19 protein-coding genes and 1 tRNA gene are annotated in these 23,733 nt (G+C 63.6%); 13 read left to right on the top strand and 7 right to left on the bottom strand.

All coding sequences use genetic code 11. From position 1 onward, the window contains the following. Positions 1–283: 283 nt before the first annotated feature. Positions 284–2,044: a gamma-glutamyltransferase gene (gene ggt, locus JN302_RS26620; RefSeq protein WP_202329727.1), complete on the bottom strand. Its 1,761-nt coding sequence runs from the start codon at positions 2,042–2,044 to the stop codon at positions 284–286. A gap of 1 nt (position 2,045) precedes the next feature. Then, the gene (gene lipB / locus JN302_RS26615) at positions 2,046–2,789 is read right to left on the bottom strand and encodes a lipoyl(octanoyl) transferase LipB (protein WP_202329726.1); all 744 of its coding nucleotides are present in this window, start codon (positions 2,787–2,789) and stop codon (positions 2,046–2,048) included. A gap of 180 nt (positions 2,790–2,969) precedes the next feature. On the opposite strand from lipB, the gene JN302_RS26610 reads away from it, so the two are divergent. The 4 genes from JN302_RS26610 to JN302_RS39265 all read left to right on the top strand — a co-directional run bounded on the left by JN302_RS26610 (position 2,970) and on the right by JN302_RS39265 (position 7,734). Further along, a tRNA-Leu gene (locus tag JN302_RS26610) sits at positions 2,970–3,054 on the top strand. Between the two features lie 2,574 nt (positions 3,055–5,628). Further along, positions 5,629–5,850: a hypothetical protein gene (locus JN302_RS26605; protein ID WP_202307050.1), complete on the top strand. Its 222-nt coding sequence runs from the start codon at positions 5,629–5,631 to the stop codon at positions 5,848–5,850. A 667-nt stretch (positions 5,851–6,517) separates the two neighbouring features. Then, on the top strand, positions 6,518–6,865 hold the full coding sequence (locus JN302_RS26600; RefSeq protein WP_202307049.1) for a hypothetical protein: 348 nt from the start codon (positions 6,518–6,520) through the stop codon (positions 6,863–6,865). 14 nt (positions 6,866–6,879) lie between these two features. Then, positions 6,880–7,734, top strand: a complete 855-nt coding sequence (locus JN302_RS39265) for a Gmad2 immunoglobulin-like domain-containing protein (protein ID WP_244742166.1) — start codon at positions 6,880–6,882, stop codon at positions 7,732–7,734. 262 nt (positions 7,735–7,996) lie between these two features. Here the strand turns inward: JN302_RS39265 and JN302_RS26590 are convergent, their stop codons facing one another. Then, positions 7,997–8,311, bottom strand: coding sequence for a low affinity iron permease family protein (locus JN302_RS26590; RefSeq protein ID WP_202329725.1), 315 nt, complete (start codon positions 8,309–8,311; stop codon positions 7,997–7,999). Between the two features lie 454 nt (positions 8,312–8,765). Between JN302_RS26590 and JN302_RS26585 the strand changes: the two genes are divergently transcribed. Further along, on the top strand, positions 8,766–10,562 hold the full coding sequence (locus JN302_RS26585) for a B12-binding domain-containing radical SAM protein (protein WP_244845953.1): 1,797 nt from the start codon (positions 8,766–8,768) through the stop codon (positions 10,560–10,562). Positions 10,563–10,653: 91 nt separating this feature from the next. Beyond that, on the top strand, positions 10,654–11,109 hold the full coding sequence (locus JN302_RS40035; RefSeq protein ID WP_202329724.1) for a hypothetical protein: 456 nt from the start codon (positions 10,654–10,656) through the stop codon (positions 11,107–11,109). On the opposite strand, the gene JN302_RS26575 is transcribed toward JN302_RS40035, so the two are convergent. Next, the gene (locus JN302_RS26575; RefSeq protein ID WP_202307047.1) at positions 11,097–11,306 is read right to left on the bottom strand and encodes a cold-shock protein; all 210 of its coding nucleotides are present in this window, start codon (positions 11,304–11,306) and stop codon (positions 11,097–11,099) included. The genes JN302_RS40035 and JN302_RS26575 overlap by 13 nt on opposite strands. Before the next feature lie 988 nt (positions 11,307–12,294). Between JN302_RS26575 and mgtE the strand changes: the two genes are divergently transcribed. Both mgtE and JN302_RS26565 read left to right on the top strand, forming a co-directional pair. After that, a complete protein-coding gene (gene mgtE, locus JN302_RS26570; protein ID WP_202307046.1) occupies positions 12,295–13,707 on the top strand; it encodes a magnesium transporter in 1,413 nt (470 codons plus the stop codon). Positions 13,708–13,839: 132 nt separating this feature from the next. Continuing rightward, positions 13,840–14,226, top strand: coding sequence for a MerR family transcriptional regulator (locus JN302_RS26565; protein WP_202315067.1), 387 nt, complete (start codon positions 13,840–13,842; stop codon positions 14,224–14,226). A gap of 111 nt (positions 14,227–14,337) precedes the next feature. On the opposite strand, the gene JN302_RS26560 is transcribed toward JN302_RS26565, so the two are convergent. Both JN302_RS26560 and JN302_RS26555 read right to left on the bottom strand, forming a co-directional pair. After that, positions 14,338–14,814: a methyltransferase family protein gene (locus JN302_RS26560; RefSeq protein WP_202329723.1), complete on the bottom strand. Its 477-nt coding sequence runs from the start codon at positions 14,812–14,814 to the stop codon at positions 14,338–14,340. Further along, positions 14,811–15,812, bottom strand: a complete 1,002-nt coding sequence (locus JN302_RS26555; RefSeq protein ID WP_202334457.1) for a heparan-alpha-glucosaminide N-acetyltransferase — start codon at positions 15,810–15,812, stop codon at positions 14,811–14,813. Before JN302_RS26555 ends, JN302_RS26560 begins: the two co-directional genes overlap by 4 nt. A gap of 64 nt (positions 15,813–15,876) precedes the next feature. Between JN302_RS26555 and JN302_RS26550 the strand changes: the two genes are divergently transcribed. The 5 genes from JN302_RS26550 (at position 15,877) to alaS (ending at position 22,858) form a co-directional block, all read left to right on the top strand. Further along, positions 15,877–16,707 (top strand): aldo/keto reductase, encoded by an 831-nt coding sequence (locus tag JN302_RS26550; protein ID WP_202329722.1) that lies wholly within the window; start codon positions 15,877–15,879, stop codon positions 16,705–16,707. 525 nt (positions 16,708–17,232) lie between these two features. After that, positions 17,233–17,619, top strand: a complete 387-nt coding sequence (locus tag JN302_RS26545; protein WP_244742159.1) for a hypothetical protein — start codon at positions 17,233–17,235, stop codon at positions 17,617–17,619. A gap of 176 nt (positions 17,620–17,795) precedes the next feature. Next, the gene (locus JN302_RS26540; RefSeq protein WP_202329721.1) at positions 17,796–18,443 is read left to right on the top strand and encodes an OmpA family protein; all 648 of its coding nucleotides are present in this window, start codon (positions 17,796–17,798) and stop codon (positions 18,441–18,443) included. Positions 18,444–18,862: 419 nt separating this feature from the next. After that, positions 18,863–19,951, top strand: coding sequence for a recombinase RecA (gene recA, locus JN302_RS26535; protein ID WP_202307040.1), 1,089 nt, complete (start codon positions 18,863–18,865; stop codon positions 19,949–19,951). A 237-nt stretch (positions 19,952–20,188) separates the two neighbouring features. Further along, on the top strand, positions 20,189–22,858 hold the full coding sequence (gene alaS, locus JN302_RS26530) for an alanine--tRNA ligase (protein ID WP_202329720.1): 2,670 nt from the start codon (positions 20,189–20,191) through the stop codon (positions 22,856–22,858). A gap of 146 nt (positions 22,859–23,004) precedes the next feature. Here the strand turns inward: alaS and JN302_RS26525 are convergent, their stop codons facing one another. Next, positions 23,005–23,646 carry a glutathione S-transferase family protein gene (locus JN302_RS26525; RefSeq protein WP_202329719.1) on the bottom strand — a complete coding sequence of 214 codons (642 nt, stop codon included), beginning with the start codon at positions 23,644–23,646 and terminating at the stop codon, positions 23,005–23,007. Positions 23,647–23,733: the final 87 nt, after the last annotated feature.

Below are 23,733 nucleotides of genomic sequence, written 5' to 3'. Positions count from 1 at the left end.
TCCACCGCATGTCGGTGGATCGGATTAGGATTTTGCTAACCTTTTGAGTCGGCCGGCGGCACGCGTCGCTGGAAATGGGTTGAAACAAGAACAAGAATAGAACATAAAAGGAACATATCCAAATCAGGAGAGTTCCATGACTGACCTTTTGCAGGATGTCGTTTCGCTGGTTTCGGTTAGCGCCTTCATCGTCACCATGGCGATGTGGATCGGCGCGCTCTGATTGGAGAAGGAGCGGGGCGCCGCAAGGGCGCTCCGCACGGACGAATTCGGCAGACCGCGATCAGTCACCGAGGGCCACCCCTTCGCGGCGGGGATCTGCGCCGCCGGTCAGCCCGCCGGCATCGATGGCGATGCCGTGAAGGCCCGAATTGAGGTCGCGGACCTTGACCTCGTAGCCGAGGGCTTCGAGATCATCGGCCATCCCTTCGGCCGGAGTGCCCGCCTCGAGATCATAGGTGCCGAAGCGGTTCACCATATGCGGCAGGGATATCGCCGCCTGCATGTCCATCTTCCAGTCGATGAGCGCGATGATCGTGGTCGCGACATAGGGAATGATGCGGCTGCCGCCGGGGGAGCCGAGCGCGAACACTGGCTTGCCGTCTCTCAGCACGATCGTGGGCGACATTGAAGAGCGCGGCCGTTTGCCGGCCTCGACCCGGTTCGCAACCGCCTCGCCGTCGGCTTCGGGCTCGAAGGAAAAGTCGGTGAGCTGGTTGTTGAGCAGGAAACCGGCCGCCATCATTCGCGAGCCGAAGCCGTTCTCGATCGAGGACGTCATGGCGGCGATGTTGCCGTCCTTGTCGACAACAGTGAAATGCGAGGTGGAGGGCTGCTCCAGCGAGCGACCGTCGATCCTGAGCTCGGCCTTGTCCCATGGCGGCTCGCCGGCGCTTGCCTCGTCGGGGCCGAGTGCGGTGTCCCGGCGCAGCAGCGCCGAACGCGATTTCAGATAATCGGCATCGAGCAGGCCCTTCGGCAAGGTCACGAAATCGCTGTCGGCCACGAAGCGTTCGCGATCGGCAAAGGCGAGGCGGGTGGCATCGCCGATGATGCGCCAACTCACCGGATCGTCGGGCCCGAGCGTCGCGATGTCGAAAGGCTCGATCATGCCGAGAATCTGGCCGATGGCGATCGCGCCCGACGAGGGCGGCCCCATGCCGCAGACCTGATGGCCGCGATAGGGCGCACAGACTGCGGAACGTTCCTTGACCTCATAACCGGCAAGGTCGGCCAGGGTGAGTCCGCCCGGATTTGTCGCATGGCCCTGTACCGCCGCGACGATCTTCTCGGCGATCGCACCCTTGTAGAAGGCGTCCGCGCCGCCCGCCGCCATGGCCTTCAAGGTGGCCGCGTAGTCCGGATTGGCGAGTTCAGTGCCCGTGGCCAGCGGCTTGCCGTCCGAGCCGAAGAAGTAGGCCCGTGCGGCGGGGTCCTGGTCGAGCCGGCCGCCGTCCTCGACGAGCAGGACGTTGAGGCGCGCAGAAACCGCGAAGCCTTTCTCGCCGAGTTCGATCGCCCGATCGAACAGGCCGGCCCAAGGCCGCTTTCCGTATCTGGCGTGCACCGTCTCCAGGAGGCGCGGAACACCGGGAGTGCCGACCGATCGGCCGCCGACCACGGCGTCGAAGAATTCGAGCGGCTTGCCGTCGGCTCCGAGGAAAAGGTTCGGGGTCGCCGCCGCGGGCGCCGTTTCGCGGCCGTCGAAAGTCGTCACGTTGCCGGTGGAGGCGTCGTACCAGGTGAGGAAGGCGCCGCCGCCGAGGCCCGAGGATTGCGGCTCAACGAGACCGAGCACGGCCTGGACGGCGACCAGCGCATCGGCGGCGTTGCCGCCGTCGCGCAGCACCGCAAGCCCGGCTTGGGCAGCGAGCGGATTGGCCGCGGCAACCATCTGGCTTCCGGCATGGACAGGCGCCCTGGTGGTGATGCCGCTCTTGCCCTCTGGAGCCACGACATCGGAGGCCTGCTGGGCATGGGCGGCTGGAGCCAGGACGGCAAGCAGCGCGGCAAGTGTGAGGGATCGCAGCCGCGCCTGCTTCATGTCACGCACTCCTGCGCATTGTTTCGGATTGTTCGGCCTCAACCGGTCCGAATACTTCGGCGAAGGCGCCCTTCAAGGCGATGTCGACATCGGCCATGGTGACCGGCAGGCCGAGATCCACCAGGCTGGTGACGCCGTAGCCTGTGATTCCACAGGGCACGATGCCGGAGAAATGCGACAGCTCCGGCTCGACATTGACGGCGATGCCATGGAAGGACACCCAGCGCCTGAGGCGGATGCCGATCGCGGCGATCTTGTCCTCGGCCACGGAACCGTCGGGCAGGCGCGGGCGGTCGGGCCGAATCACCCAGACACCGACCCGATCCTCGCGCCGTTCGCCCCTGACGTTGAAACGGTCGAGCGTACGGATGATCCATTCCTCCAGGGCAGCGACGAAGGCGCGTACGTCCTCGCGTCTGCGCTTCAGGTCGAGCATGACATAGGCCACGCGCTGCCCAGGCCCATGATAGGTATATTCGCCGCCGCGTCCGGCCGCGAACACCGGAAAGCGGTCGGCTTCGATCAGGTCTTCGACCCTGGCGCTGGTTCCAGCCGTGTAGAGCGGAGGATGCTCGACCAGCCAGATCAGTTCGGGCTCCTTGCCCTCACGAATCGCGGCGGCGCGGCTCTCCATGAATTCCAGCGCTTGCGGGTAGGGCGTGAGCCCGGGTTCGATCCGCCATTCGACGGGCGCGGAGCCCGGAACCGGCAGGAAGGACGTGGCGATCTGGCTGCGTTCTGTCATGGTTTTTTCCCTGGCCGAATATGGACCTTGCCGGACGCAACGTCCAGTTCGCGCAAGGCGGGAAGAGGCGGGCGAAACTTGTGCAAATCTCCTCGCTTAAAAGCGTCAGGCGCACTTGTTTCGCCCAAAGCGATTTGCTACATGCCGCGAGCCGGTTCGGACCGGCCCCTGTCGTGACGTGCGGTCGTGGCGGAATTGGTAGACGCGCAGCGTTGAGGTCGCTGTGGGGCAACCCGTGGAAGTTCGAGTCTTCTCGACCGCACCATTTCTTGATCTCACGCCAGTTCGCTTCGCTCACGGCTCCGATGGGGCGGCCTGACCGGCCGACGGGCGGTCGCCCTTGCGAACCCTTGAGGTTCGAGCTCCCTCTGCTTTTCTTGATCTCACGCCAGTTCGCTTCGCTCACGGCTCCGATGGGGCGGCCTGACCGGCCGACGGGCGGTCGCCCTTGCGAACCCTTTTGAGGTTCGAGCTCCCTCTGCTTTTCTTGATCTCACGCCAGTTCGCTTCGCTCACGGCTCCGATGGGGCGGCCTGACCGGCCGACGGGCGGTCGCCCTTGCGAACCCTTGAGGTTCGAGCTCCCTCTGCTTTTCTTGATCTCACGCCAGTTCGCTTCGCTCACGGCTCCGATGGGGCGGCCTGACCGGCCGACGGGCGGTCGCCCTTGCGAACCCTTGAGGTTCGAGCTCCCTCTGCTTTTCTTGATCTCACGCCAGTTCGCTTCGCTCACGGCTCCGATGGGGCGGCCTGACCGGCCGACGGGCGGTCGCCCTTGCGAACCCTTGAGGTTCGAGCTCCCTCTGCTTTTCTTGATCTCACGCCAGTTCGCTTCGCTCACGGCTCCGATGGGGCGGCCTGACCGGCCGACGGGCGGTCGCCCTTGCGAACCCTTTTGAGGTTCGAGCTCCCTCTGCTTTTCTTGATCTCACGCCAGTTCGCTTCGCTCACGGCTCCGATGGGGCGGCCTGACCGGCCGACGGGCGGTCGCCCTTGCGAACCCTTGAGGTTCGAGCTCCCTCTGCTTTTCTTGATCTCACGCCAGTTCGCTTCGCTCACGGCTCCGATGGGGCGGCCTGACCGGCCGACGGGCGGTCGCCCTTGCGAACCCCTTGAGGTTCGAGCTCCCTCTGCTTTTCTTGATCTCACGCCAGTTCGCTTCGCTCACGGCTCCGATGGGGCGGCCTGACCGGCCGACGGGCGGTCGCCCTTGCGAACCCTTTGAGGTTCGAGCTCCCTCTGCTTTTCTTGATCTCACGCCAGTTCGCTTCGCTCACGGCTCCGATGGGGCGGCCTGACCGGCCGACGGGCGGTCGCCCTTGCGCACCCTTGAGGTTCGAGCTCCCTCTGCTTTTCTTGATCTCACGCCAGTTCGCTTCGCTCACGGCTCCGATGGGGCGGCCTGACCGGCCGACGGGCGGTCGCCCTTGCGCACCCTTCGGGTTCGAGCTCCCTCTGCTTTTCTTGATCTCACGCCAGTTCGCTTCGCTCACGGCTCCGATGGGGCGGCCTGACCGGCCGACGGGCGGTCGCCCTTGCGCACCCTTGAGGTTCGAGCTCCCTCTGCTTTTCTTGATCTCACGCCAGTTCGCTTCGCTCACGGCTCCGATGGGGCGGCCTGACCGGCCGACGGGCGGTCGCCCTTGCGAACCCTTGAGGTTCGGGCTCCCTCTGCTTTTCTTGATCTCACGCCAGTTCGCTTCGCTCACGGCTCCGATGGGGCGGCCTGACCGGCCGACGGGCGGTCGCCCTTGCGAACCCTTGAGGTTCGGGCTCCCTCTGCTTTTCTTGATCTCACGCCAGTTCGCTTCGCTCACGGCTCCGATGGGGCGGCCTGACCGGCCGACGGGCGGTCGCCCTTGCGAACCCTTGAGGTTCGGGCTCCCTCTGCTTTTCTTGATCTCACGCCAGTTCGCTTCGCTCACGGCTCCCGATGGGGCGGCCTGACCGGCCGACGGGCGGTCGCCCTTGCGAACCCTTGAGGTTCGGGCTCCCTCTGCTTTTCTTGATCTCACGCCAGTTCGCTTCGCTCACGGCTCCGATGGGGCGGCCTGACCGGCCGACGGGCGGTCGCCCTTGCGAACCCTTGAGGTTCGGGCTCCCTCTGCTTTTCTTGATCTCACGCCAGTTCGCTTCGCTCACGGCTCCGATGGGGCGGCCTGACCGGCCGACGGGCGGTCGCCCTTGCGCACCCCTCGGGTTCGGGCTCCCTCTGCTTTTCTTGATCTCACGCCAGTTCGCTTCGCTCACGGCTCCGACGGGGCGGCCTGACCGGCCGACGGGCGGTCGCCCTTGCGCACCCCTCGGGTTCGGGCTCCCTCTGCTTTTCTTGATCTCACGCCAGTTCGCTTCGCTCACGGCTCCGACGGGGCGGCCTGACCGGCCGACGGGCGGTCGCCCTTGCGAACCCTTGAGGTTCGGGCTCTCTCTGCCAAGGCGCACCGACGGCAGTCTCCAGACCCTTGTTTCCAAAGGTGTTGAGCGTGGGTGTGTCCCACGTCAGCGCGATGCGTGGGACACCTTGTCCGCTCGATCGCCGTTTTGGCGAGTTTCCAGCGCTCGACCCGCCGGGTGTAGACCTCGCTCATCTTCGCCTCAGAATGGCCGAGGATGGCCACGATCGTGGGCTTGCCTTTTTTGTTCGGAAGCTTCCCGACGATCCGCGCGCAGTTGCCGTACCGTGTAGGTCCGCTGCAGCTTCAAAGCTACCAAGGCGCGGCTCTTTTGGCGCCTCGCCCTCGGGCGGCGTGTCTGTCATCTGACGCGCAGGCTTTTTGCGTTTTGCACTGGGAACCTGACGTCGGTCAGCCGGTTAGTCCATCGAAACTGGAGTGCTGACGATGCCTGATATGGCTGCCCAGATCGTCGGCCTGCTGTATGAGGTCGACGATAAGAAGAAGCAACCGCCCGATCCCAAGGACGGAGCGCCCCCGGAGCCCGAGCACGGTGGGCATCCTCCTCGAGACACCAGAGATTCGCCTTCGGAGAATCCGGAAGGTGAAGAACTCGAGAAACCGGTGAACGGCGCCGTTGGAGATGCACTGAAGCGACGCGGGCGCTAGCCCCCCCCGCAGGAGCGCGCTGGTTGCCATCTTGCCGGCCCGTGTCCGGGCCGGGCTCTTCAGATAGCGACCGTTGTGCCTCGGTTTGCCGATGGGCATACGCCTTTCGGTCAGATGCTCGGAGAGGAGGCGCGGGAATACATTGCAAAAGGGCTGGGAGCATTCTTCCGAGAGAAAGGAGGGGTTGCGCATGTGCATGAAGGCCTTGCTATCCGCAGCGGCCGTGGCGCTTCTGGTGTCGTCTCCGAGCTTCGCCGAGAAACCCATGCCTCCGGGGCAGGCAAAAAAGATAAGTCATTCCGCACCCGGCCCGGTAGCAGCCCTCGGGCTTCCTGCTGGCGTTTTCATTGGCGGCTATATCTGGTTGCGGCGTCGGACCCGCAACAACTTGAAAAAGAGATAGCAGCAAAACGGGGCGCTGCCGTGCGTGCAGCGTAGTTATGCGGAATGCAGTTGGCTGGCAAGCCAAGCCTCTCCATCCATGCCGGTCAAATGTTTTTCCGGCCCGTGCAACGCGGGCCGGACATCAATGTGGAATAGTGGCGGAGACGTATCGCGCCATCGACGGGCTACTCGACGCGTTGGAGTTGGTGCCGGATGAGGTCTTTGTGGATATCGGTTGCGGTAAGGGTCGCGTGCTGTGCTCGCAGCTTTCCGCAAAATCCAAATGGCCATCGGCATAGATACCTCTCCGATGATGGTTGCCGAAGCAGATGACAATGTTCGGATAATGCGTCGTCGGCTGCATGCTCCGGTTGAGGTCTACTCGAGTTTCGCTGAGGCTTTCGACTACAGCGCCTGTTCGGCCGGATACTGCTTCAACGCGTTCAGATCGGACTCATTGGGCCTTGTGCTCCGGAAGATACGCCATGACCGCTCCGGCCTGCCCTTTCGTTTGTGCTTTCTCAACGCTACGCCGGGACACCTTGCTGTGTTTGCGGATGAGAAGTGGCGCGTAGGGGCGAACGGTTCTGCCGCCCGCATGTCCTTCGTGGTCGAACACCAGATCTACTAGCAACGGAACCGGGATTGGTTCGACTGGCCTACGCTGCGCAGCTTCGGTGCCGACTTCCTGATCGTTCGCGTCACCGGCAGGCTGATTTCGAGCAACGTGGCAGCCGCCGCATAAGAATCCAATTCCCGCACGTCGACTATATCGCAATCCGTGGGCCAAGAACTGCGACGGATATTGAGCATATTGAAACCAATAAGAAATGGATTGCAAAAGGAAAGGTGCATTGCTGCCGCCTTTGTAGTATTATGCGCAATAACAGGATTTTTGCGCTGCCGGCGGCTAGCGTAAGGGAGACATTCCCTGTTCCGTTGCCTCCTGGTGCGTGCTCGCCTGTTGCTTTCCATCATGTAAGCAGCAACCGTGAGGAAGGAGGGAACATGCCCAACGAGATACAGCAGCCGAAGCCTTTCGATCTGGTCGGCGACCCTGTGCTCATTGCAGGCGTGGGGCAGGGCTTCGAGGCCACGTTGAACTGGCGGGTCCACGACGGCCACGACGAGCGCACCGGCTTCTTCACCGTTGGCGGCGGCACCGGTGAACACGGTCAGTTCCAAATCCAGGTGCAGATCGGCAACGCAGCCTTTCAACTCGACCGCCTGTTCGTCGAGGTGTTCGAAGAGAGCGCACAGGACGGCTCGGAGATCAACAAGGTGATCGTGCCCGTCATCTATGGCCCGCGCATCGTGCCAGGCTATATCGGCTTTCGCATTCATCGAGTCATTGCCGGCGATACGCTGTCGAAAATCGCGCGCGAGAATTATGGTGACTCAAGCCTGTTCACCAGGATCGCCCGCGCCAATCCGCAGCTTGTCACCGACCCTGATCGGATATTTGTCGGTCAGGAGTTGAAGGTGCCGATAGGGGCGTGAAAGGTGAAGCATAGACGGGCGACGATGATCCCCCTCGACCGAGGTCGCTGTGGGGTAATCCGCTGGAGACTTCTGAACCGCACCATTCATCTTCTCGGGACCGATGTATTCCCAGTGCAATTCCAGCAAAAGTGCGCAGCGGTCTTGCGTCTGGAATGCGTATGAACAAAGAGCTGGAGCATTTCCGCTTTTCTTCGAAACGCGGAAATGCTCCAGGCGTGTTGCTCGGGAAACCAGTCAACCCGCGCATGACACAAGAAGCTCACCTCTGTTCGGAGTCCCTGCGCCGCTCGATTTCCTCGGGCTCCTGCTGATCAATCTGTGCGAGTTCGTCCCTCGCGGGTCCGGTCGCGCGCAGCAGTTCATCCAGTTTGGCCTGCAGCGCTTGTGTATCTCGATGCTCGGCTCGTTGAATGAACAAGGTCATGGCCCAGGTCGCCAACGTGGCAAAGCCGTGCCAATCGAAGCTGTCTCGCTCGAACGTCAGCCACAGAACGGCATAGGCGATCAGGATCAGGAATGCCCACGGCCGCGCGGTCAGGGTGCCCAACTTCGTTAGAATGCTGCCGGCATCCATGGTCTCCGCTCCGGTTTGGCGAATAACCGGTGCCGGGTGGAGAGGTTCCATTCGCCGTTCATGACGGCATGGTCAGTCGGGCAATTGCGCGGATCATTCGAACAGCTAGAGCCCGGTGCTCATAAGCGCAGCCGACGGTTCGAGCCCGCTTTCCCACAGGCAGCATTTGAGATGCCCGACGGTGCGACACGCGGACGAAAACGTGTTCTCTGCAACCATCCCATGGCTCGTGCCTTTTGTGGAAGGCATGACAAACGTGGGAGCATCGCGTGAACAACGAGATCGTATTCGGGATCTCGACCGCTTGGATTGTCTCGAACGTCTGGTCACTCTTGGTCGCCGTCGTGGTTCTGGCTGTAGGGCGGTTCGGGCTTTGAGTTTGCAGATCAAGTTCTGGCCGTGCTAAGTCGCCAGTGCCGTCTCTCATCGGCCCCTCGAGCGCGAAAGTCAGGCTTTGTCCAATTCCCGTGCAACCGTGGGCCGGCGCTTCCAACTCGTCCTCATCAAACCGTCGCATTACGACGATGACGGCTACGTGATCCGCTGGTGGCGGGCCATGATCCCCTCCAACTCGCTGGCTGCCCTTTACGGCATCTCCGCAGACTGCGCAGAGCGTGAGGTGCTCGGGCCTGGTGTCGCGATCGACATTGTCGCGATCGACGAGACCAACACGCGCGTCGATATTCCCGGGCTCCTGAAGCGGTTCGAGCGCCATGGCAACTTCGGCCTTGTCGCGTTGGTCGGCGTTCAATCCAACCAGTATCCGCGCGCGCTGGACATGGCTCACCCTTTCCGGGAGGCGGGCGTGCCGGTCGCAATGGGGGGCTTTCACATTTCCGGCTGCCTCGCCATGCTGGACGACGAGGCGGTCGGGCTCGACCAATGTCGCGAGATGGGGATCTCGATGTTCGCGGGCGAGGCCGAAGGTCGGCTCGACGACGTGCTCCGCGATGCCGCGGCGGGAGAGCTGAAACCGCTTTACGATTTCATGAAAGATCTGCCGGGGATCCAGGGCACGCCCGTGCCGTTCCTGCCGAAAACCTATGTCGAGCACACGCTGGGGCTGAGCACCAGCTTCGACGCCGGCCGCGGCTGCCCTTACCAGTGCTCGTTCTGTACGATCATCAATGTTCAGGGTCGCAGGTCGCGCTTCCGCTCGGCGGATGACGTCGAGAAGCTTGTACGGATGAACTGGGCGCAAGGGATACACAAGTTCTTCATCACCGACGACAATTTCGCCCGCAACAGGGAGTGGGAGGCGATCTTCGACCGGCTGATCGAACTGCGCGAGAAGCACGGCATCCCGCTCGGCCTGATGATCCAGGTCGATACGCTCTGCCACAGAATCGAAAATTTCGTCGAGAAGGCCAAGCGGGCCGGCGTGACGCGCGTCTTCATCGGGCTGGAAAACGTCAACCCCGACAACCTCACGGCCGCCAAGAAGCGGCAGAACAAGATCACCGAGTATCGCCAGATGCTGCTCGCCTGGAAGGCAGAGGGTATCATCACGATAGCAGGCTACATCCTCGGCTTCCCGGCGGACACGCCCGAGACGATCAGGCGCGACATCGCCATTATCCAGCAGGAGCTGCCGCTCGACATCGTCGAGTTCTTCTGCTTGACCCCGCTGCCCGGATCCGAGGACCATCAGGCGCTCTGGAGGGCGGGCGGCGAGATGGACGCGGACCTCAACATCTATGATGTCGAGCATGTATGCACGCCCCATTCGCGGATGAGCAAGGCTGAGTGGGAGGGCATCTACCGCGAGGCCTGGGCGCTCTATTACACGCCAAAGCACATGCACACGCTGCTGCGCCGTGCGGTCGCGACCGGCGTGCCCGTTCACAGCCTCGTCAAACTTCTGGTGACGTTCGGCACCTCTGTTCCGATCGAAAACATGCACCCGCTGCAGACCGGGATTCTTCGACTTATGCGGCCCTCCGAGCGCCGGCCCGGCTTGCCACGTGAAAGCCCTTTGATCTTCTGGTCGCGACTGGCGTGGCGGACCGTCAGGAAGAACATCATCATAGCAGGGCGGATCGTTGGTCTGGTGCTTGCAGCGAGTGCGATCAAGCGTGAGGTGGGCAGAGCGGGTTACATGGATCAAGCGCTAAGTCCGGTCGGCGAAGATGGCGACGGGAAATTTGCACTCCTCACCAAGACGATGGGCGGCAGTGCCGCCATAGCCCATATGAACAAGGTCGCCCGGCTGACTGCTGCTGCGAGGGTCGACAAAAAGTTGGTCACTTAGAAGTTGGAATATCGTCCCCCAACAGGGACGGCGTCATCACCGATGTCCCCGACGATGGCGTTGGGCATCGCTTACGTCAGGAACGGATCGATTGCTCATCTACCTTGACGGGTTAGATGCCGGATCCGCCGCCGAGTATGAGTGCTGCAAGTGGAGCGCGCTCACCAAAAGGTGTTGGCCTATGCCCGGCCGCCTCGCGGATACTTCCCTTGCACGCTATCGTTTCCGAGCCTTCTTAGGCCCGTTGGCCGTCGTGCCTTCCATCTCTTCCCGGGCGAGCCTGGCGGCGCGCAACCGCTTGGTCTTCGCGGACCTGGACGCTTCTTCTTTTGCGAGTATCTCCCGCGCGGCTCTCGTGGTGGTATCGCTCTTGGCTTCGATCCGCGTCGGGTTCGGTTTGAATATGTCATCTCCGGGGATACGCTTCATGCTGCTCTCCTTTCGCCGGAAAGAAAAAAGGCCGGGCAAACCCGACCTTCCCCCTGACGCTTCGTTGGCCAACATCCGTGGTCAAAGACCCGAAGCGCTGTGTCCTTACGCGGCCTGAAGGTTCTCGGCCGAGCTCTTGCCGCTGCGGTTGTCCCGCACGATGTCGAAGCTGACCTTCTGACCTTCTACCAGGCTGCGCATTCCGGCCCGTTCGACGGCAGAAATGTGGACAAACACGTCCGGCTGTCCATTGCCCAGCTCGATGAAGCCGAAGCCCTTGGTGGAGTTGAAGAACTTTACAGTTCCGGTGTTCATGGCGATTTCCTTTCAAATCGGCACAGATTGTCGCCGCCTGGCTGCGTGCCAAACGCCGTAGTCTTCGAAATTGAGAAGGAAGATCGTAAGGGCGCCAAAGCGCGAAACAATGTTCGCCAACAAGATCGATAATTGAACAATAGGCTGCGAATGTGTTCACCGCAAGGCAAATCTAGGTGCGCTTCAGAACGACCTGCCTGGCGAGCCTTGGGGACAACAAGAAATCGACATGTATCCTGGGTGGCGGGTTCTTCAGTCTTTCGGCTATTCGCTTGACTCTGGCAGTCGAGGAGCGTCCCATGGTTCGTTGCCGGTAATTGGCACGGGCGCCGGTTCTTGAAAGAGACAATCACGCTTTCGCCCCGGACCGAAGGGGTCCCAGCTATGCCCAGCGAAATGCGCAAGCCATTCGAAAACTCCATCGAAGTCGTTCCGTCCATGGGCGAATGGTTCGTCCGCAGTGTCGTCGAAGGGCGGCCTGAGATTCAGTCCTTCGCCAACAAGAAGAGCGCGGTCCGCTACGCGGAGCGTCAACGCAGAAAGCTCCGCGTTCATCGCATAATCTGGATGGATCGCATCTACCGGTAACGTTGGCTCGGGCCAGCGCGTTCCTTTTGATCGCGCTGCCCCGCCGTGCTGGACGCATTTGATCGACACATAGACGCAACAGCTGCGCCTCCCGACCGTGACCGAACTTTCCCGAGCCTATGTCCCGGCACGGAAGGCCCGTTCCAGCAAGTGGCGGCCGCTGAGGCTCCGCGGCGGCTGGTCTCGGCAACATCTCGATCAAGGGATGTGATCCGTTGTTGCGGCGACGCGCCACCTCCTTGCGGGGCATGAGAAGCGGGCTGCCGGGCCGTACGGCAGTACTAAGCGGTCGTTCTCTCGATGCCGCCGCAAATTCGCTTCGCGCGGCTGTTCAATCCGGCAAGAAAACGGGCTAGACCGCTCTGACAACGTTCCCGGAATCGCGTAGCGGGAGGCGCCGTTGGAAGGCACGCACGAACAGGCTCCAGGCGCCTCGGCAGAGGGACACGCCGACATCTACGATGCGGACGGTGTCATCCGCCCGTCGTTCCTCGCCCATATCGGCGCGGCGATCGCCGATCGCGACACGATCACGCTCAAGCGCGACGTGGCCGACCTCCACCAGTCGGAGGTGGGCGACCTGCTCGAGGCGCTGCTTCCGGAGCAGCGGCTGGCGCTGGTCGATCTGCTCGGCAAGGACTTCGACTTCTCCGCGCTGACCGAAGTCGACGAGGCAATTCGCCTCGACATCGTCGACAGCCTGCCCAACGAGCAGATCGCCGAGGCTTTCAAGGAGCTCGATTCCGACGACGCCGTCTACATCCTCGAGGATCTCGACGCCGAGGACCAGGAGGAGATCCTCGCGCAGCTTCCCTTCACCGAGCGCATCCGGCTGCGCCGCGCGCTCGACTATCCGGAAGAGACGGCCGGCCGGCGCATGCAGACCGAGTTCGTGGCGGTGCCGCCGTTCTGGACCGTCGGCCAGACCATCGACTACATGCGCGAGGACCAGAACCTTCCCGACCGCTTCAGCCAGATCTTCGTCATCGACCCGACCTTCAAGCTGCTGGGTGCCGTCGATCTCGACCAGATCCTGCGCACCAAACGCTCGGTGAAGATCGAAGACGTCATGCACGAGACGCGCCACGCGATCCCGGCCACCATGGATCAGGAAGAGGCGGCCCGAGAATTCGAGCAATACGACCTGCTCTCGGCTGCGGTGGTCGACGAGAACGAACGGCTGGTGGGCGTGCTCACCATCGACGATGTGGTCGACGTCATCCAGCAGGAAGCCGAGGAAGACTTGTTGCGCATGGGCGGCGTCGGCGACGAGGAACTCTCCGACACGGTGGTGGCGACGTCCCGCTCGCGCGTGCCCTGGCTGCTTGTCAACCTGGTTACTGCCTTCGTCTCGGTCTCGGTCATCAGCATGTTCGGCGCGACGATCGAGGAGATGGTGGCGCTGGCGGCCCTGATGCCCGTCGTCGCCTCGCTCGGCGGCAATGCCGGCACCCAGACCATGACCGTGACCGTGCGGGCGCTCGCGACCCGCGACCTCGACATCTACAATGCCGCGCGGGTCATCCGCCGCGAGATGATGGTCGGGCTGCTCAACGGCGTCATCATCGCGACCATCATTGGCGTGATCGCCGCCGGATGGTTCGAGAATACCGACCTTGGCCTTGTGATCGCTGCGGCGATGATCATCAACATGTTCGCTGCCGCACTGGGCGGCATTCTGATTCCCCTGTTCCTCGACCGGCTCGGCGCCGATCCGGCGATCTCGTCGTCGATCTTCACCACCATGGTGACGGATGTGATCGGCTTCCTGGCCTTCCTCGGTCTCGCTTCCTGGTGGATGAATTTGGGCTGAACACGGCTCACTGCACCCGTGACTCCATTCGGCGAACTAGCAGTGAGGCATGAGGAATTTCGGATATTTGACTTTTACGTAAATGCCGTGCCAGATGTCGCATTCGAAACACGGCGAGTGCGCTGCATGGCAATGCGGGAATACTATTCGATCACCGAGCTCACCCGCGAGTTCGACATCTCGACCAGGACGCTGCGCTTCTACGAGGACGAGGGGCTGATCCAGCCGGTTCGTCGCGGCCGCACACGTCTGTTCCGTCCGTCCGACCGGCATCTGGTCAAGCAGATCATGCGCGGAAAGAGGCTTGGCTTCTCCATCAACGAGATCCGCGAAATCATCCAGATGTACAAGGAACCGCCCGGCGAGGTGGGCCAGTTGAAGCTGATGATCAAGCGCATCGAGGAGAAGCGCGAAGACCTCAGGCAGAAGCGCCGCGACCTGGAGGAGACGCTCGCCGAACTCGACCAGGCCGAGGAATCCTGTGTCGAGCGGCTCGTGGAACTGGGCGTCAATACCTGACCTGCGCAGAAACTGCGGCGAAGCGACCGTGGAAGGCGCCATCCGGCGAGGCGAGATGCCGGCAGGCACCGAATTGCTCTTCGGGCCGACGCTCGCGCCGGCCAGGTCGTGTCAGATCCAGCGGCGCACCCGCCTGGCATAGTCGTTATATCGTTTGCCGAAGCGAGCGTGCAGATGCCTTTCCTCGCGTTCGATGGCGAGCTTCTGCGTGGCGAAGGCTGCAATCAGCGCCAGAGGCAGGAACCACGCGATGCCGCTGATCAGGGCGATGCCGATCATCAGCAAGGTGTTGCCGAGATAGATCGGGTTGCGGGTGAAGGAGAAGGGCCCGCTGGTCACCAGATGCTCGCTGGGACGGTTGGGCATGATCGTCGTCCGGGCGCGGACGAGCGTGCGCATCGCCGTATATTCGAGGGCGATCGTTGCCGCGACAGCCAGCCAGCCGACGGCGAACAATATGTCGGAGAGCGGCGCGCCGATCCACGGCAGAGGAAAGAAGATATGGGCGAAGAGGCTTGCGGCGATGGCCGCGAGATAGATGAAGGGTGGCCACGGCAAGCGGTTCGGCCGCGCCTGCGGATCGCTCATTGTGTCCCTCCCTCCGGAACCGTCCGGTCGGCTTCCGCCGTGCATATGCCCGCAAGGCCTTCCACCTGGCTCTGCAGGGTTTCGCTGTTCTCGCCAGAGAAGGCCTGCTCGACAAGTCCTTCCCGCTCGAGCGAGTCGAGCATGCAGGCACAATAGCGCGCGCAGAACCCGGCGTCGCCAAGGTCGCTGCATTCCCGTTCGCAAGATTTCAGGAACGTCACCTCACGGCTTTCCGTCCGGGGCGGCGCCACCTGCGACAGGGCCCAGACGCAGGCGATCAGCACGGGCTGATGGATGAGGTAGAAGGCCAGGCTGTGCCGGCCGGCGAATTGGAGGGGGCGGGACCAGGCGCCGGGTCGTATCGTCGCCAGCCGTGCAAAAAGGCCCTGTGCCTGGGCGAGCTTCGCCGCGCCGATGCCGGCCAGCACCGCGCCGAACCAGGGAAACACCGGCACGTAGTCGTTCGAGCGTGGATTGAAGCTGCCGAGGCCGAGCCACCACCATACGGGATGGTCGAAAAGGGCCGAGCGCAGGAAGTTCGCCGCGGCGATGACGGCGACCGCCGCAAGCAGGACGATCGCCGCCGGCAGCCTCAGGAAGGCCAGGCCGAGCAGGCTCGCCACTGCGATCTGGTGCAATATGCCGAAGAAGATGAACCCACCGCGTAAGGCGACATAGGTGACGATCGATATCGCGGCGGCCGCGGCGGCCACCATGGCCAGCCGGCGCAGGAAGCCGTTCCAGCGGATGCCCCTGCCATGGGCAAGCACGAGGCTGAAGCCGACCAGGAACAGGAAGGACGAGGCGATGGCGCGGGCGAACAGCTTCCAGCCGCCCTGTGCGGTCATCTGGGGCTCGGCATAACCGAAGAATTCGAGATCCCAGGTGAAGTGGTAGATCGCCATGGCCACCAGGGCTGCGCCGCGGGCGATGTCGATGGCCTCGATGCGGGAGGCTGATTTCTTCGGGGCTGGTTGCTGCGCGCTGTCGAGGATCATGGTCTGTTGTTGCAGGCGTTTGGTAAAATGTGCAAGCAGATCGACTGTAGCGGAGATCGAGGCCATGGACATCGTGGAGGCCAACGGTGCGCGCATTCCGACGCCCGGGATGGGCACATGGACGCTGAACGGCCGGTTGTGCGTGGAACTCGTGGCCCATGCGCTGGCTCTCGGCTATCGGCATATCGATACGGCCGCCGCCTATGATAATGAGGAGGCGGTCGGCGCAGGCCTGAGGGCCTCCGGCGTGCCGCGCGACGAGATCTTCGTCACGACCAAGGTCTGGTGGTCAGATATCGAGCCGCGAAAGCTCGAACGATCAGCCGAGGCGAGCCTGAGGCGCCTGGGCCTCGACCATGTCGACCTGCTGCTCGTCCACTGGCCCAACCCGGCCGTGCCGGTCGCCGAGACGATCGGGGCACTGAACGCCGTGAAGGCGAGGGGGCTCACGCGGCACATCGGCGTTTCCAACTTCACGACCGCTCTGCTGCGCGAGGCGCTCGCGGCCTCGCAGGCGCCGCTCGTGGCCAACCAGGTCGAGTACCATCCCTATCTCGACCAGTCGAAGGTCCATGCCGCCTGCCGCGCGGCCGGCATGGCCATGGTCGCCTACTGCCCGATCTTTCGCGGCGAGCCGCTGTTTTCGGAGCCGGCCGTGACGTCGGCCGCGCGCCGCCACGGTCGGACGCCGGCGCAGATCGTCCTGCGCTGGCACATGCAAAAGGCTGGTGTTGTGCCCATTCCCCGGACGACCCGGAAGGAGCGGCTGGCGGAGAACATCGCGGTCTCGGCTTTCGCTTTGTCGGAAGAGGAAATGGACGCGATTTCAATGCTTTCGGCGAGAAACGCCAGGCTTTGCGATTTCAGTTTCTCGCCGAAATGGGACAATCCCTGACCTGCAGCAGGCCGGCCGCTTCGTATTTCGGCGGGTGAAGGTCGGTCTCCCGCAATCGGAGAGGCCGGCCGCCTGGTCATACTTGGCGGACTGCCTCTCCCAGAGTCTTTATTTGACGATGCAGGTCCGCCACCCGATCTGGCTGCCAGCAGTGCACCCGCCGGGCGCGCGGGCCTTCGCGAGCTTCCATGTCATCGAGTCGCCGGCGTGCCGTGCTGGTCTCCTTGGGGCTGGACGCCCCCTTCGGCACGCCCGGCATTTTCCGCGCGTTCTGCGGCTGGCTGACCTGGCGCTGTCTGCCCAAAGCAATGTGAGTTGCGGCGACAACTGCAACTCCTCATATTGCGACGATTGTGCGTCATTCGGTTGCTTGTGTTGCCCAGAGAATCGGCACACCCTAGATCAAGCATTGGAAAAGCATCCATGCCGGCACGCGAGACGATCGCCGTCCGGCATGCGGTTTTGGGATGTCACGTTCCGGTAAGGGCCAGCATTTGCTTGGAGCCTCTGTCAGGAATGTCGCCAATGTTTCGAAACCTCAAGGACTTGATCTCACCGAGGCGGGCAGCGATCGTCGCATCCTGGACCGCGTGGCGTCTTGCCGGCCTGGCCCTGCTCGGAATTGTGCCTGCGGGTCCGGGGCTCGCGCATGACGCGATGCCCAGCGCCGCCCAGCCGAGAGGCTGGAGCTATCCCTTTGCATGCTGCTCCGGTTATGACTGCAGGGAGGTGAGCAAGAAGGCGATCAGCGAGCGTCCGGAAGGGTACGTGATCCTGGGCACGGGCGAGGTGCTCGCCTATACGGACGCCCGCGTTAAGAATTCGCCTGACGGCGCGTTCCATTGGTGCTCGGTGGCAGGCGCCAACAACGGCCGCACGATCTGCCTGTTCGTGCCGCCGCGCGGCTACTGACGGCATAGGGCCGGCCCCGGCGAAAGCGAGTCCGGCCTACCCCCTGGCGGCGATCCACAACATCGGCTCGTTCGGCCGCCTTCATACCGCATTTCGCCCACAATCGTGCTACAAGGCCGCGCAGGCATTGATTCACACGCGCTTCGGCGCGCGAAGACCTGGAGAGGGATGACCGGATGAAGAAGACAGTGCTGGCCGTGCTCGCGGCCACGATTTTCGTCGGCGCGTGCACGACTGACCCCTATACTGGCCAGCCCAAGGTGTCGAACACGCTGGGTGGAGCCGCGCTCGGCGCAGGCCTCGGCGCGGGCCTCGGCATGCTGGCCGGCGGCGACGATCGCCGCAATGCGCTGATCGGCGCGGGTATCGGTGCACTGGCCGGGGGCCTTGCCGGCAACTACATGGACCAGCAGGAGGCGGAACTGCGCCGGCAGTTGCAGGGCACGGGCGTCAGCGTCACCCGCTCGGGCGACCAGATCATTCTCAATATGCCGTCGAACATCACCTTCGCGACCGATCAGGACCAGGTGATGCCGGCCTTCTATCCGACGCTGAATTCTGTGGCTCTGGTCATCAACAAGTTCAACCGCACGATTGTCGACGTCTACGGCCACACCGATTCGACCGGCAGCGCCGGCCACAATTTCGACCTTTCGCAGCGTCGCGCTTTGTCCGTCGCGAACTATCTGAGCGGCCGCGGCGTCGATTCCAGGCGTTTCGCCGTGACCGGGTTCGGCGCGACCCGGCCGATTGCCACCAATGCGACGCCGGAGGGACGCGCGCAGAACCGTCGTGTCGAGATCCAGCTCTCGCCATTGACTTGATAGTTGGCCTCTGGCGCCGGCGAGGCTTGATTGTTGGGCCTCACGCGCCGGCACGGCCCTTTCGGGCTGCCTGGCTTTCGCGCCAACGGGCGTGGGCCACGCGGTCGCGCGCTCCAACGGTCGATGCATCGACCGTTGGTCAGGTTCCAGGATCTCTATCCATCCTGAGCGGTCCGGGCGCCGGAGTGTTCGGCTTCCGGCCAGCGGGCATGCAAGTGCAGCGAATCGGAACGTCGGGCGGATGGCACGAAGCGCTCGCGCGCGGCAGGCGCGCCTTTGGGACATAAATAGAACGGATCCGAATTCCGATTTTGTTTCAGTCCGTTATGTCCTCTTGTCAAACGGGAACAAAAGAGGTACAAATCCTAACCATTCACCGGATAGTCCGGTCTTCATTGACGACCCAGGGGTAATGTATCATGGCTCAGAACACATTGCGGCTTGTAGAGGACAATTCGGTGGACAAATCAAAGGCTCTGGATGCGGCGCTGTCGCAGATCGAGCGCGCTTTCGGCAAGGGCTCGATCATGCGGCTCGGCCAGAACGAGCAGGTGGTCGAGATCGGAACGGTGTCGACCGGCTCGCTCGGGCTCGACATCGCGCTCGGCATCGGCGGCCTGCCGCGCGGACGCATCATCGAGGTCTACGGACCGGAAAGCTCGGGCAAGACGACATTGGCGCTGCACACGGTCGCCGAGGCCCAGAAGAAGGGCGGCATCTGCGCCTTCGTCGACGCGGAACATGCGCTCGATCCGGTCTATGCGCGCAAGCTCGGCGTCGATCTCGAAAACCTCCTGATCTCGCAGCCGGATACCGGCGAGCAGGCGCTGGAGATCTGCGACACCCTGGTGCGTTCGGGCGCGATCGACGTGCTGGTCGTCGATTCGGTCGCGGCGCTGACGCCGCGGGCGGAAATCGAGGGCGAGATGGGCGACGCTCTGCCCGGCCTCCAGGCCCGCCTGATGAGCCAGGCGTTGCGCAAGCTGACCGCGTCGATCTCGCGCTCGAACACCATGGTTATCTTCATCAACCAGATCCGCATGAAGATCGGCGTCATGTTCGGCTCGCCCGAGACGACCACGGGCGGCAACGCGCTGAAGTTCTACGCCTCTGTCCGGCTCGACATTCGTCGCATCGGCCAGGTGAAGGACCGCGACGAGGTCGTCGGCAACCAGACCCGCGTCAAGGTGGTCAAGAACAAGCTGGCGCCGCCCTTCAAGGTGGTCGAGTTCGACATCATGTATGGCGAAGGTGTCTCCAAGACGGGCGAACTCGTCGATCTCGGTGTCAAGGCAGGGGTGATCGAGAAGTCGGGTGCCTGGTTCTCCTACAATTCGCAGCGTCTCGGCCAGGGCCGCGAGAATGCGAAGAACTTCCTGCGCGACAACCCGGAACTCGCGCGCGAGATCGAGACGGCGCTGCGCCAGAATGCGGGCCTTATCGCGGAGAAGTTCCTCGAGAATGGCGGCGGCGAAGACGGCGGCCTGGATGAAGCGGGCGAGATGTAGTCGCCGCACGCAACAATTCGCGCGAACGACAAAGCCGCCGGCTTCACGCCGGCGGCTTTGTCGTTGTTCCTCCCGGCGAACGCGTCCGAACCGGGCTGCGCATCATGCCTTGCGGGTCATGGCGGAGCCCGGATTCCAGGCCTTCGCGGCTTTCTGGACAGTCTCCCGCGCTGTCGCTAAAAGGCCCTATCCATATCGCCCGCCGGGACCGGCGGTTCCTCTGAAAAAGGCAGCTTCATGAGTGGCGTAAACGAGATCCGGTCGGCTTTCCTCGACTATTTCCGGAAAAACGGGCACGAGATCGTCGCATCGAGCCCGCTCGTGCCACGCAACGACCCGACATTGATGTTCACCAATGCCGGCATGGTGCAATTCAAGAACGTGTTCACCGGGCTCGAGGCGCGCTCCTATTCGCGCGCCGCGACCGCGCAGAAGAGCGTGCGCGCCGGCGGAAAGCACAACGACCTCGACAATGTCGGCTACACCGCCCGCCATCTCACCTTCTTCGAGATGCTCGGCAACTTTTCCTTCGGCGACTACTTCAAGGAACGCGCCATCGAGCTCGCCTGGAACCTGATCACCAAGGAGTTCGGGCTGAACAAGGACAAGCTGCTCGTCACCGTCTACCATACCGACGACGAGGCGGCCGACCACTGGAAGAAGATCGCCGGCTTCTCGGACGACCGCATCATCCGCATCGCCACTTCGGACAACTTCTGGGCAATGGGCGACACCGGTCCCTGCGGCCCGTGCTCCGAAATCTTCATCGACCGTGGCGAACATATATGGGGCGGCCCCCCCGGAACCCCCGAGGAGGATGGCGACCGCTTCCTCGAATTCTGGAACCTGGTCTTCATGCAGTACGAGCAGGTGACCAAGGAAGAGCGCGTTTCGCTTCCCCGCCCATCGATCGACACCGGCATGGGTCTCGAGCGCATGGCCTCGATTCTTCAGGGGGCCGAGAGCGTCTTCGAGACCGACCTGTTCCGCCACCTCATCGACGCAACGTCTTCGGCGCTGGGGCACGGTCCGGATGCCGGGAACCTGGCATCCTTCCGCGTGATCGCCGATCATCTGCGCTCGTCCTGCTTCCTGGTCGCGGACGGCGTGCTGCCTTCCAACGAGGGGCGCGGTTACGTGCTTCGCCGCATCATGCGTCGCGCCATGCGGCATGCGCAGCTGCTCGGGGCCGGCGAGCCGCTGATGTGGAAGCTGGTGCCTGCGCTGGTGCGCGAGATGGGACAGGCCTATCCCGAGCTCGGTCGCGGCGAGGCGCTCATCACCGAAACGCTGAAGCTGGAAGAGACCCGTTTCAGGAAGACGCTGGCGCGCGGCCTCGGACTCCTTGCCGATGCGACCGAGACGTTGGGCGCCGGCGACATGCTCGACGGCGAGACGGCGTTCAAGCTCTACGACACCTACGGCTTCCCGCTCGACCTGACGCAGGACGCGTTGCGCCAGCGCAGCATTTCCGTCGATCTCGCTGGCTTCACCGCTGCGATGGAACGGCAGAAGGCCGAGGCGCGTGCCAACTGGGCCGGTTCGGGCGAGGCCGCAACCGAGGCGGTCTGGTTCTCGGTCAAGGACAGGACGGGCGCCACGGAGTTCCTGGGCTACGACACCGAGCAGGCCGAAGGCATCATCGGGGCGCTGGTCAAGGACGGTGCCGTCGTGGACGAGGCGAAAGAGGGCGACACGGTCGGCATCGTCGTCAACCAGACGCCGTTCTACGGCGAGTCCGGCGGCCAGATGGGCGATACCGGGACGATGGCCGGCGACGGATTCCAGATCGAGATCACCGACACCCAGAAGAAGGGCGACGGGCTCTTCGTTCACAGCGGCCGCGTCGTGAAGGGTACCATTCGGCCCGGCCTCGCCGTCGAGATGAAGGTCGATCATGCGCGCCGCACCCGGCTGCGGTCCAACCACTCGGCCACCCATCTCGTCCATGAGGCGCTGCGCGAAATACTCGGCACGCATGTGGCGCAGAAAGGCTCGCTGGTGGCGCCGGAACGGCTGCGTTTCGACTTCTCGCACCCGAAGCCGATCTCGGCGGAGGAACTCGAGAAGGTCGAGGCTATGGCCAACGAGATCGTCGTGCAGAACAGCCCCGTGACGACCCGGCTGATGAGCGTCGACGACGCGATCGCCGAGGGCGCAATGGCGTTGTTCGGCGAGAAATACGGCGACGAGGTGCGTGTGGTGTCGATGGGCGCGGCGCTGCATGGCGACAAGGCCGGAAAGCCCTATTCGGTTGAGCTTTGCGGCGGCACCCATGTCTCGGCTACGGGCGACATCGGCCTGGTCAGGCTGGTATCGGAAGGTGCCGTTGCAGCCGGGGTGCGCCGTATCGAGGCGCTGACAGGCGACGCGGCCCGAAAGCATCTCGACGAGCAGGATCGCAGGCTCAAGGCCGTGGCGGCGGCGCTGAAGGTTTCGCCCGGCGATGCGCTGGCGCGTGTCGCAGCGCTCCTCGACGAGCGCAGGAAGCTTGAACGCGACCTCGCCGATGCGCGCAAGAAGCTGGCGCTCGGCGGGGGCGGCGCGGCCGGCAATGGCGGCGACAGCGAGACGGTCGCCGGGGTCGGCTTCCTCGGCAAGTCGGTTTCCGGCGTGGCGCCCAGGGACCTGAAGCCGCTGGCCGATGAGGGCAAGAAGACGCTCGGATCCGGTGTGGTCGTGTTCGTCGGCAGCGGCGACGACGGCAAGGCGAGCGTCGTGGTCGCGGTGACCGAGGATCTTGTCAAGCGCTTCAGCGCGGTCGACCTCGTGCGCGTCGCTTCGACCGCACTCGGCGGGCAGGGCGGCGGCGGCCGGCCCGATATGGCCCAGGCCGGCGGGCCGGACGCGGCCAAGGCCGGGGAGGCCATCGCGGCCGTGAAGGCGGCGATGGAAGGCGCGGCTTGATCCAACCGCACGGAACCTGATGGGGGCGGGGCTCTTTTGCCGCGCGGCACCGCTCTCCGTCTGCTTGCCGGCATCTTCTCCCGCGAACGCGGGAAGAATCTCCCACCGCCAGCCTTCGTTCGCCCCTCCGACGAGGATGGATGGCCTCAATCCGTCGGCTCGGTCGCGGCAAAGCTCGGCCGCGCGGATATCAGACGCCACCATTCCCAAAGCGCCGGCTGCTCATTCATGAGCTCACGCCCTTCGGGCGCCTTGAGGAAATAAGCGAAGATCGGCGCGGCATGGAGGTCGGCGATCGTCAACTGCTTGCCGAGCAGCCAGGGGCCTGCGGACTTCAGGCTGGCGAGGGCGGCAAGGCAGGTCTTCGCCTTGATCAGGGCTGATGCGATGACGACCTCGTCGGAGGCCTTGCCTTCTCGCGGTTTCGACACGCGTTCGACATAGATGTCCCAGACCAGCGTGCGATAGGCATAGGCGTCGAGCAGACCGATGATCTGGTTCATCACGGCGCGACCCTTCGCCTCCGCCGGTTGCAGCGCCGGACCGTCAAAGGCCTCATCGACATAGCGGGTGATCGCTGCCGTCTCGAAAAGGTGGAGGCTGCCGTGCTCGAAAGCGGGAATACGGGCGAATGGGTGGAGGTCGAGATACCAGTCGGGCGGCCCGCCCGGCGCAAAGATGTCGACCGGGATCAACTCGTAGCCTATGCCCTTCTCTTCGAGCATCAGCCGCACGATCCTGACATAGACGCTGTAGTCCGCTCCGAAGACGCGGATCGGTTCGGGCATGGCAGTTGGCTCCCAGCGCTTCGCTCCCGCTTCAAGCATGCCGGGGGATGGATGCCGTTTCAACCATGCGGCGGCATCCAGCAGCCG

Source organism: Mesorhizobium sp. L-8-3, assembly GCF_016756615.1.
GTDB lineage: Bacteria > Pseudomonadota > Alphaproteobacteria > Rhizobiales > Rhizobiaceae.
The sequence above is the reverse complement of the archived record's forward strand: the minus strand, read 5'-3'. Positions and strand labels throughout refer to the sequence as shown.

Coding starts and splice junctions, on each gene's coding strand:
- JN302_RS26540 (WP_202329721.1), top strand. CDS start 17,796: ATGAAGAAGACAGTGCTGGCCGTGCTCGCGGCCACGATTTTCGTCGGC.
- JN302_RS26575 (WP_202307047.1), bottom strand. CDS start 11,306: ATGAACACCGGAACTGTAAAGTTCTTCAACTCCACCAAGGGCTTCGGC.
- alaS (WP_202329720.1), top strand. CDS start 20,189: ATGAGTGGCGTAAACGAGATCCGGTCGGCTTTCCTCGACTATTTCCGG.
- JN302_RS26600 (WP_202307049.1), top strand. CDS start 6,518: ATGGCCATCGGCATAGATACCTCTCCGATGATGGTTGCCGAAGCAGAT.
- JN302_RS26590 (WP_202329725.1), bottom strand. CDS start 8,311: ATGGATGCCGGCAGCATTCTAACGAAGTTGGGCACCCTGACCGCGCGG.
- recA (WP_202307040.1), top strand. CDS start 18,863: ATGGCTCAGAACACATTGCGGCTTGTAGAGGACAATTCGGTGGACAAA.
- JN302_RS26545 (WP_244742159.1), top strand. CDS start 17,233: ATGTTTCGAAACCTCAAGGACTTGATCTCACCGAGGCGGGCAGCGATC.
- JN302_RS26605 (WP_202307050.1), top strand. CDS start 5,629: ATGCCTGATATGGCTGCCCAGATCGTCGGCCTGCTGTATGAGGTCGAC.
- JN302_RS26550 (WP_202329722.1), top strand. CDS start 15,877: ATGGACATCGTGGAGGCCAACGGTGCGCGCATTCCGACGCCCGGGATG.
- JN302_RS26560 (WP_202329723.1), bottom strand. CDS start 14,814: ATGAGCGATCCGCAGGCGCGGCCGAACCGCTTGCCGTGGCCACCCTTC.
- lipB (WP_202329726.1), bottom strand. CDS start 2,789: ATGACAGAACGCAGCCAGATCGCCACGTCCTTCCTGCCGGTTCCGGGC.
- ggt (WP_202329727.1), bottom strand. CDS start 2,044: ATGAAGCAGGCGCGGCTGCGATCCCTCACACTTGCCGCGCTGCTTGCC.
- JN302_RS26555 (WP_202334457.1), bottom strand. CDS start 15,812: ATGATCCTCGACAGCGCGCAGCAACCAGCCCCGAAGAAATCAGCCTCC.
- JN302_RS26525 (WP_202329719.1), bottom strand. CDS start 23,646: ATGCCCGAACCGATCCGCGTCTTCGGAGCGGACTACAGCGTCTATGTC.
- JN302_RS26565 (WP_202315067.1), top strand. CDS start 13,840: ATGCGGGAATACTATTCGATCACCGAGCTCACCCGCGAGTTCGACATC.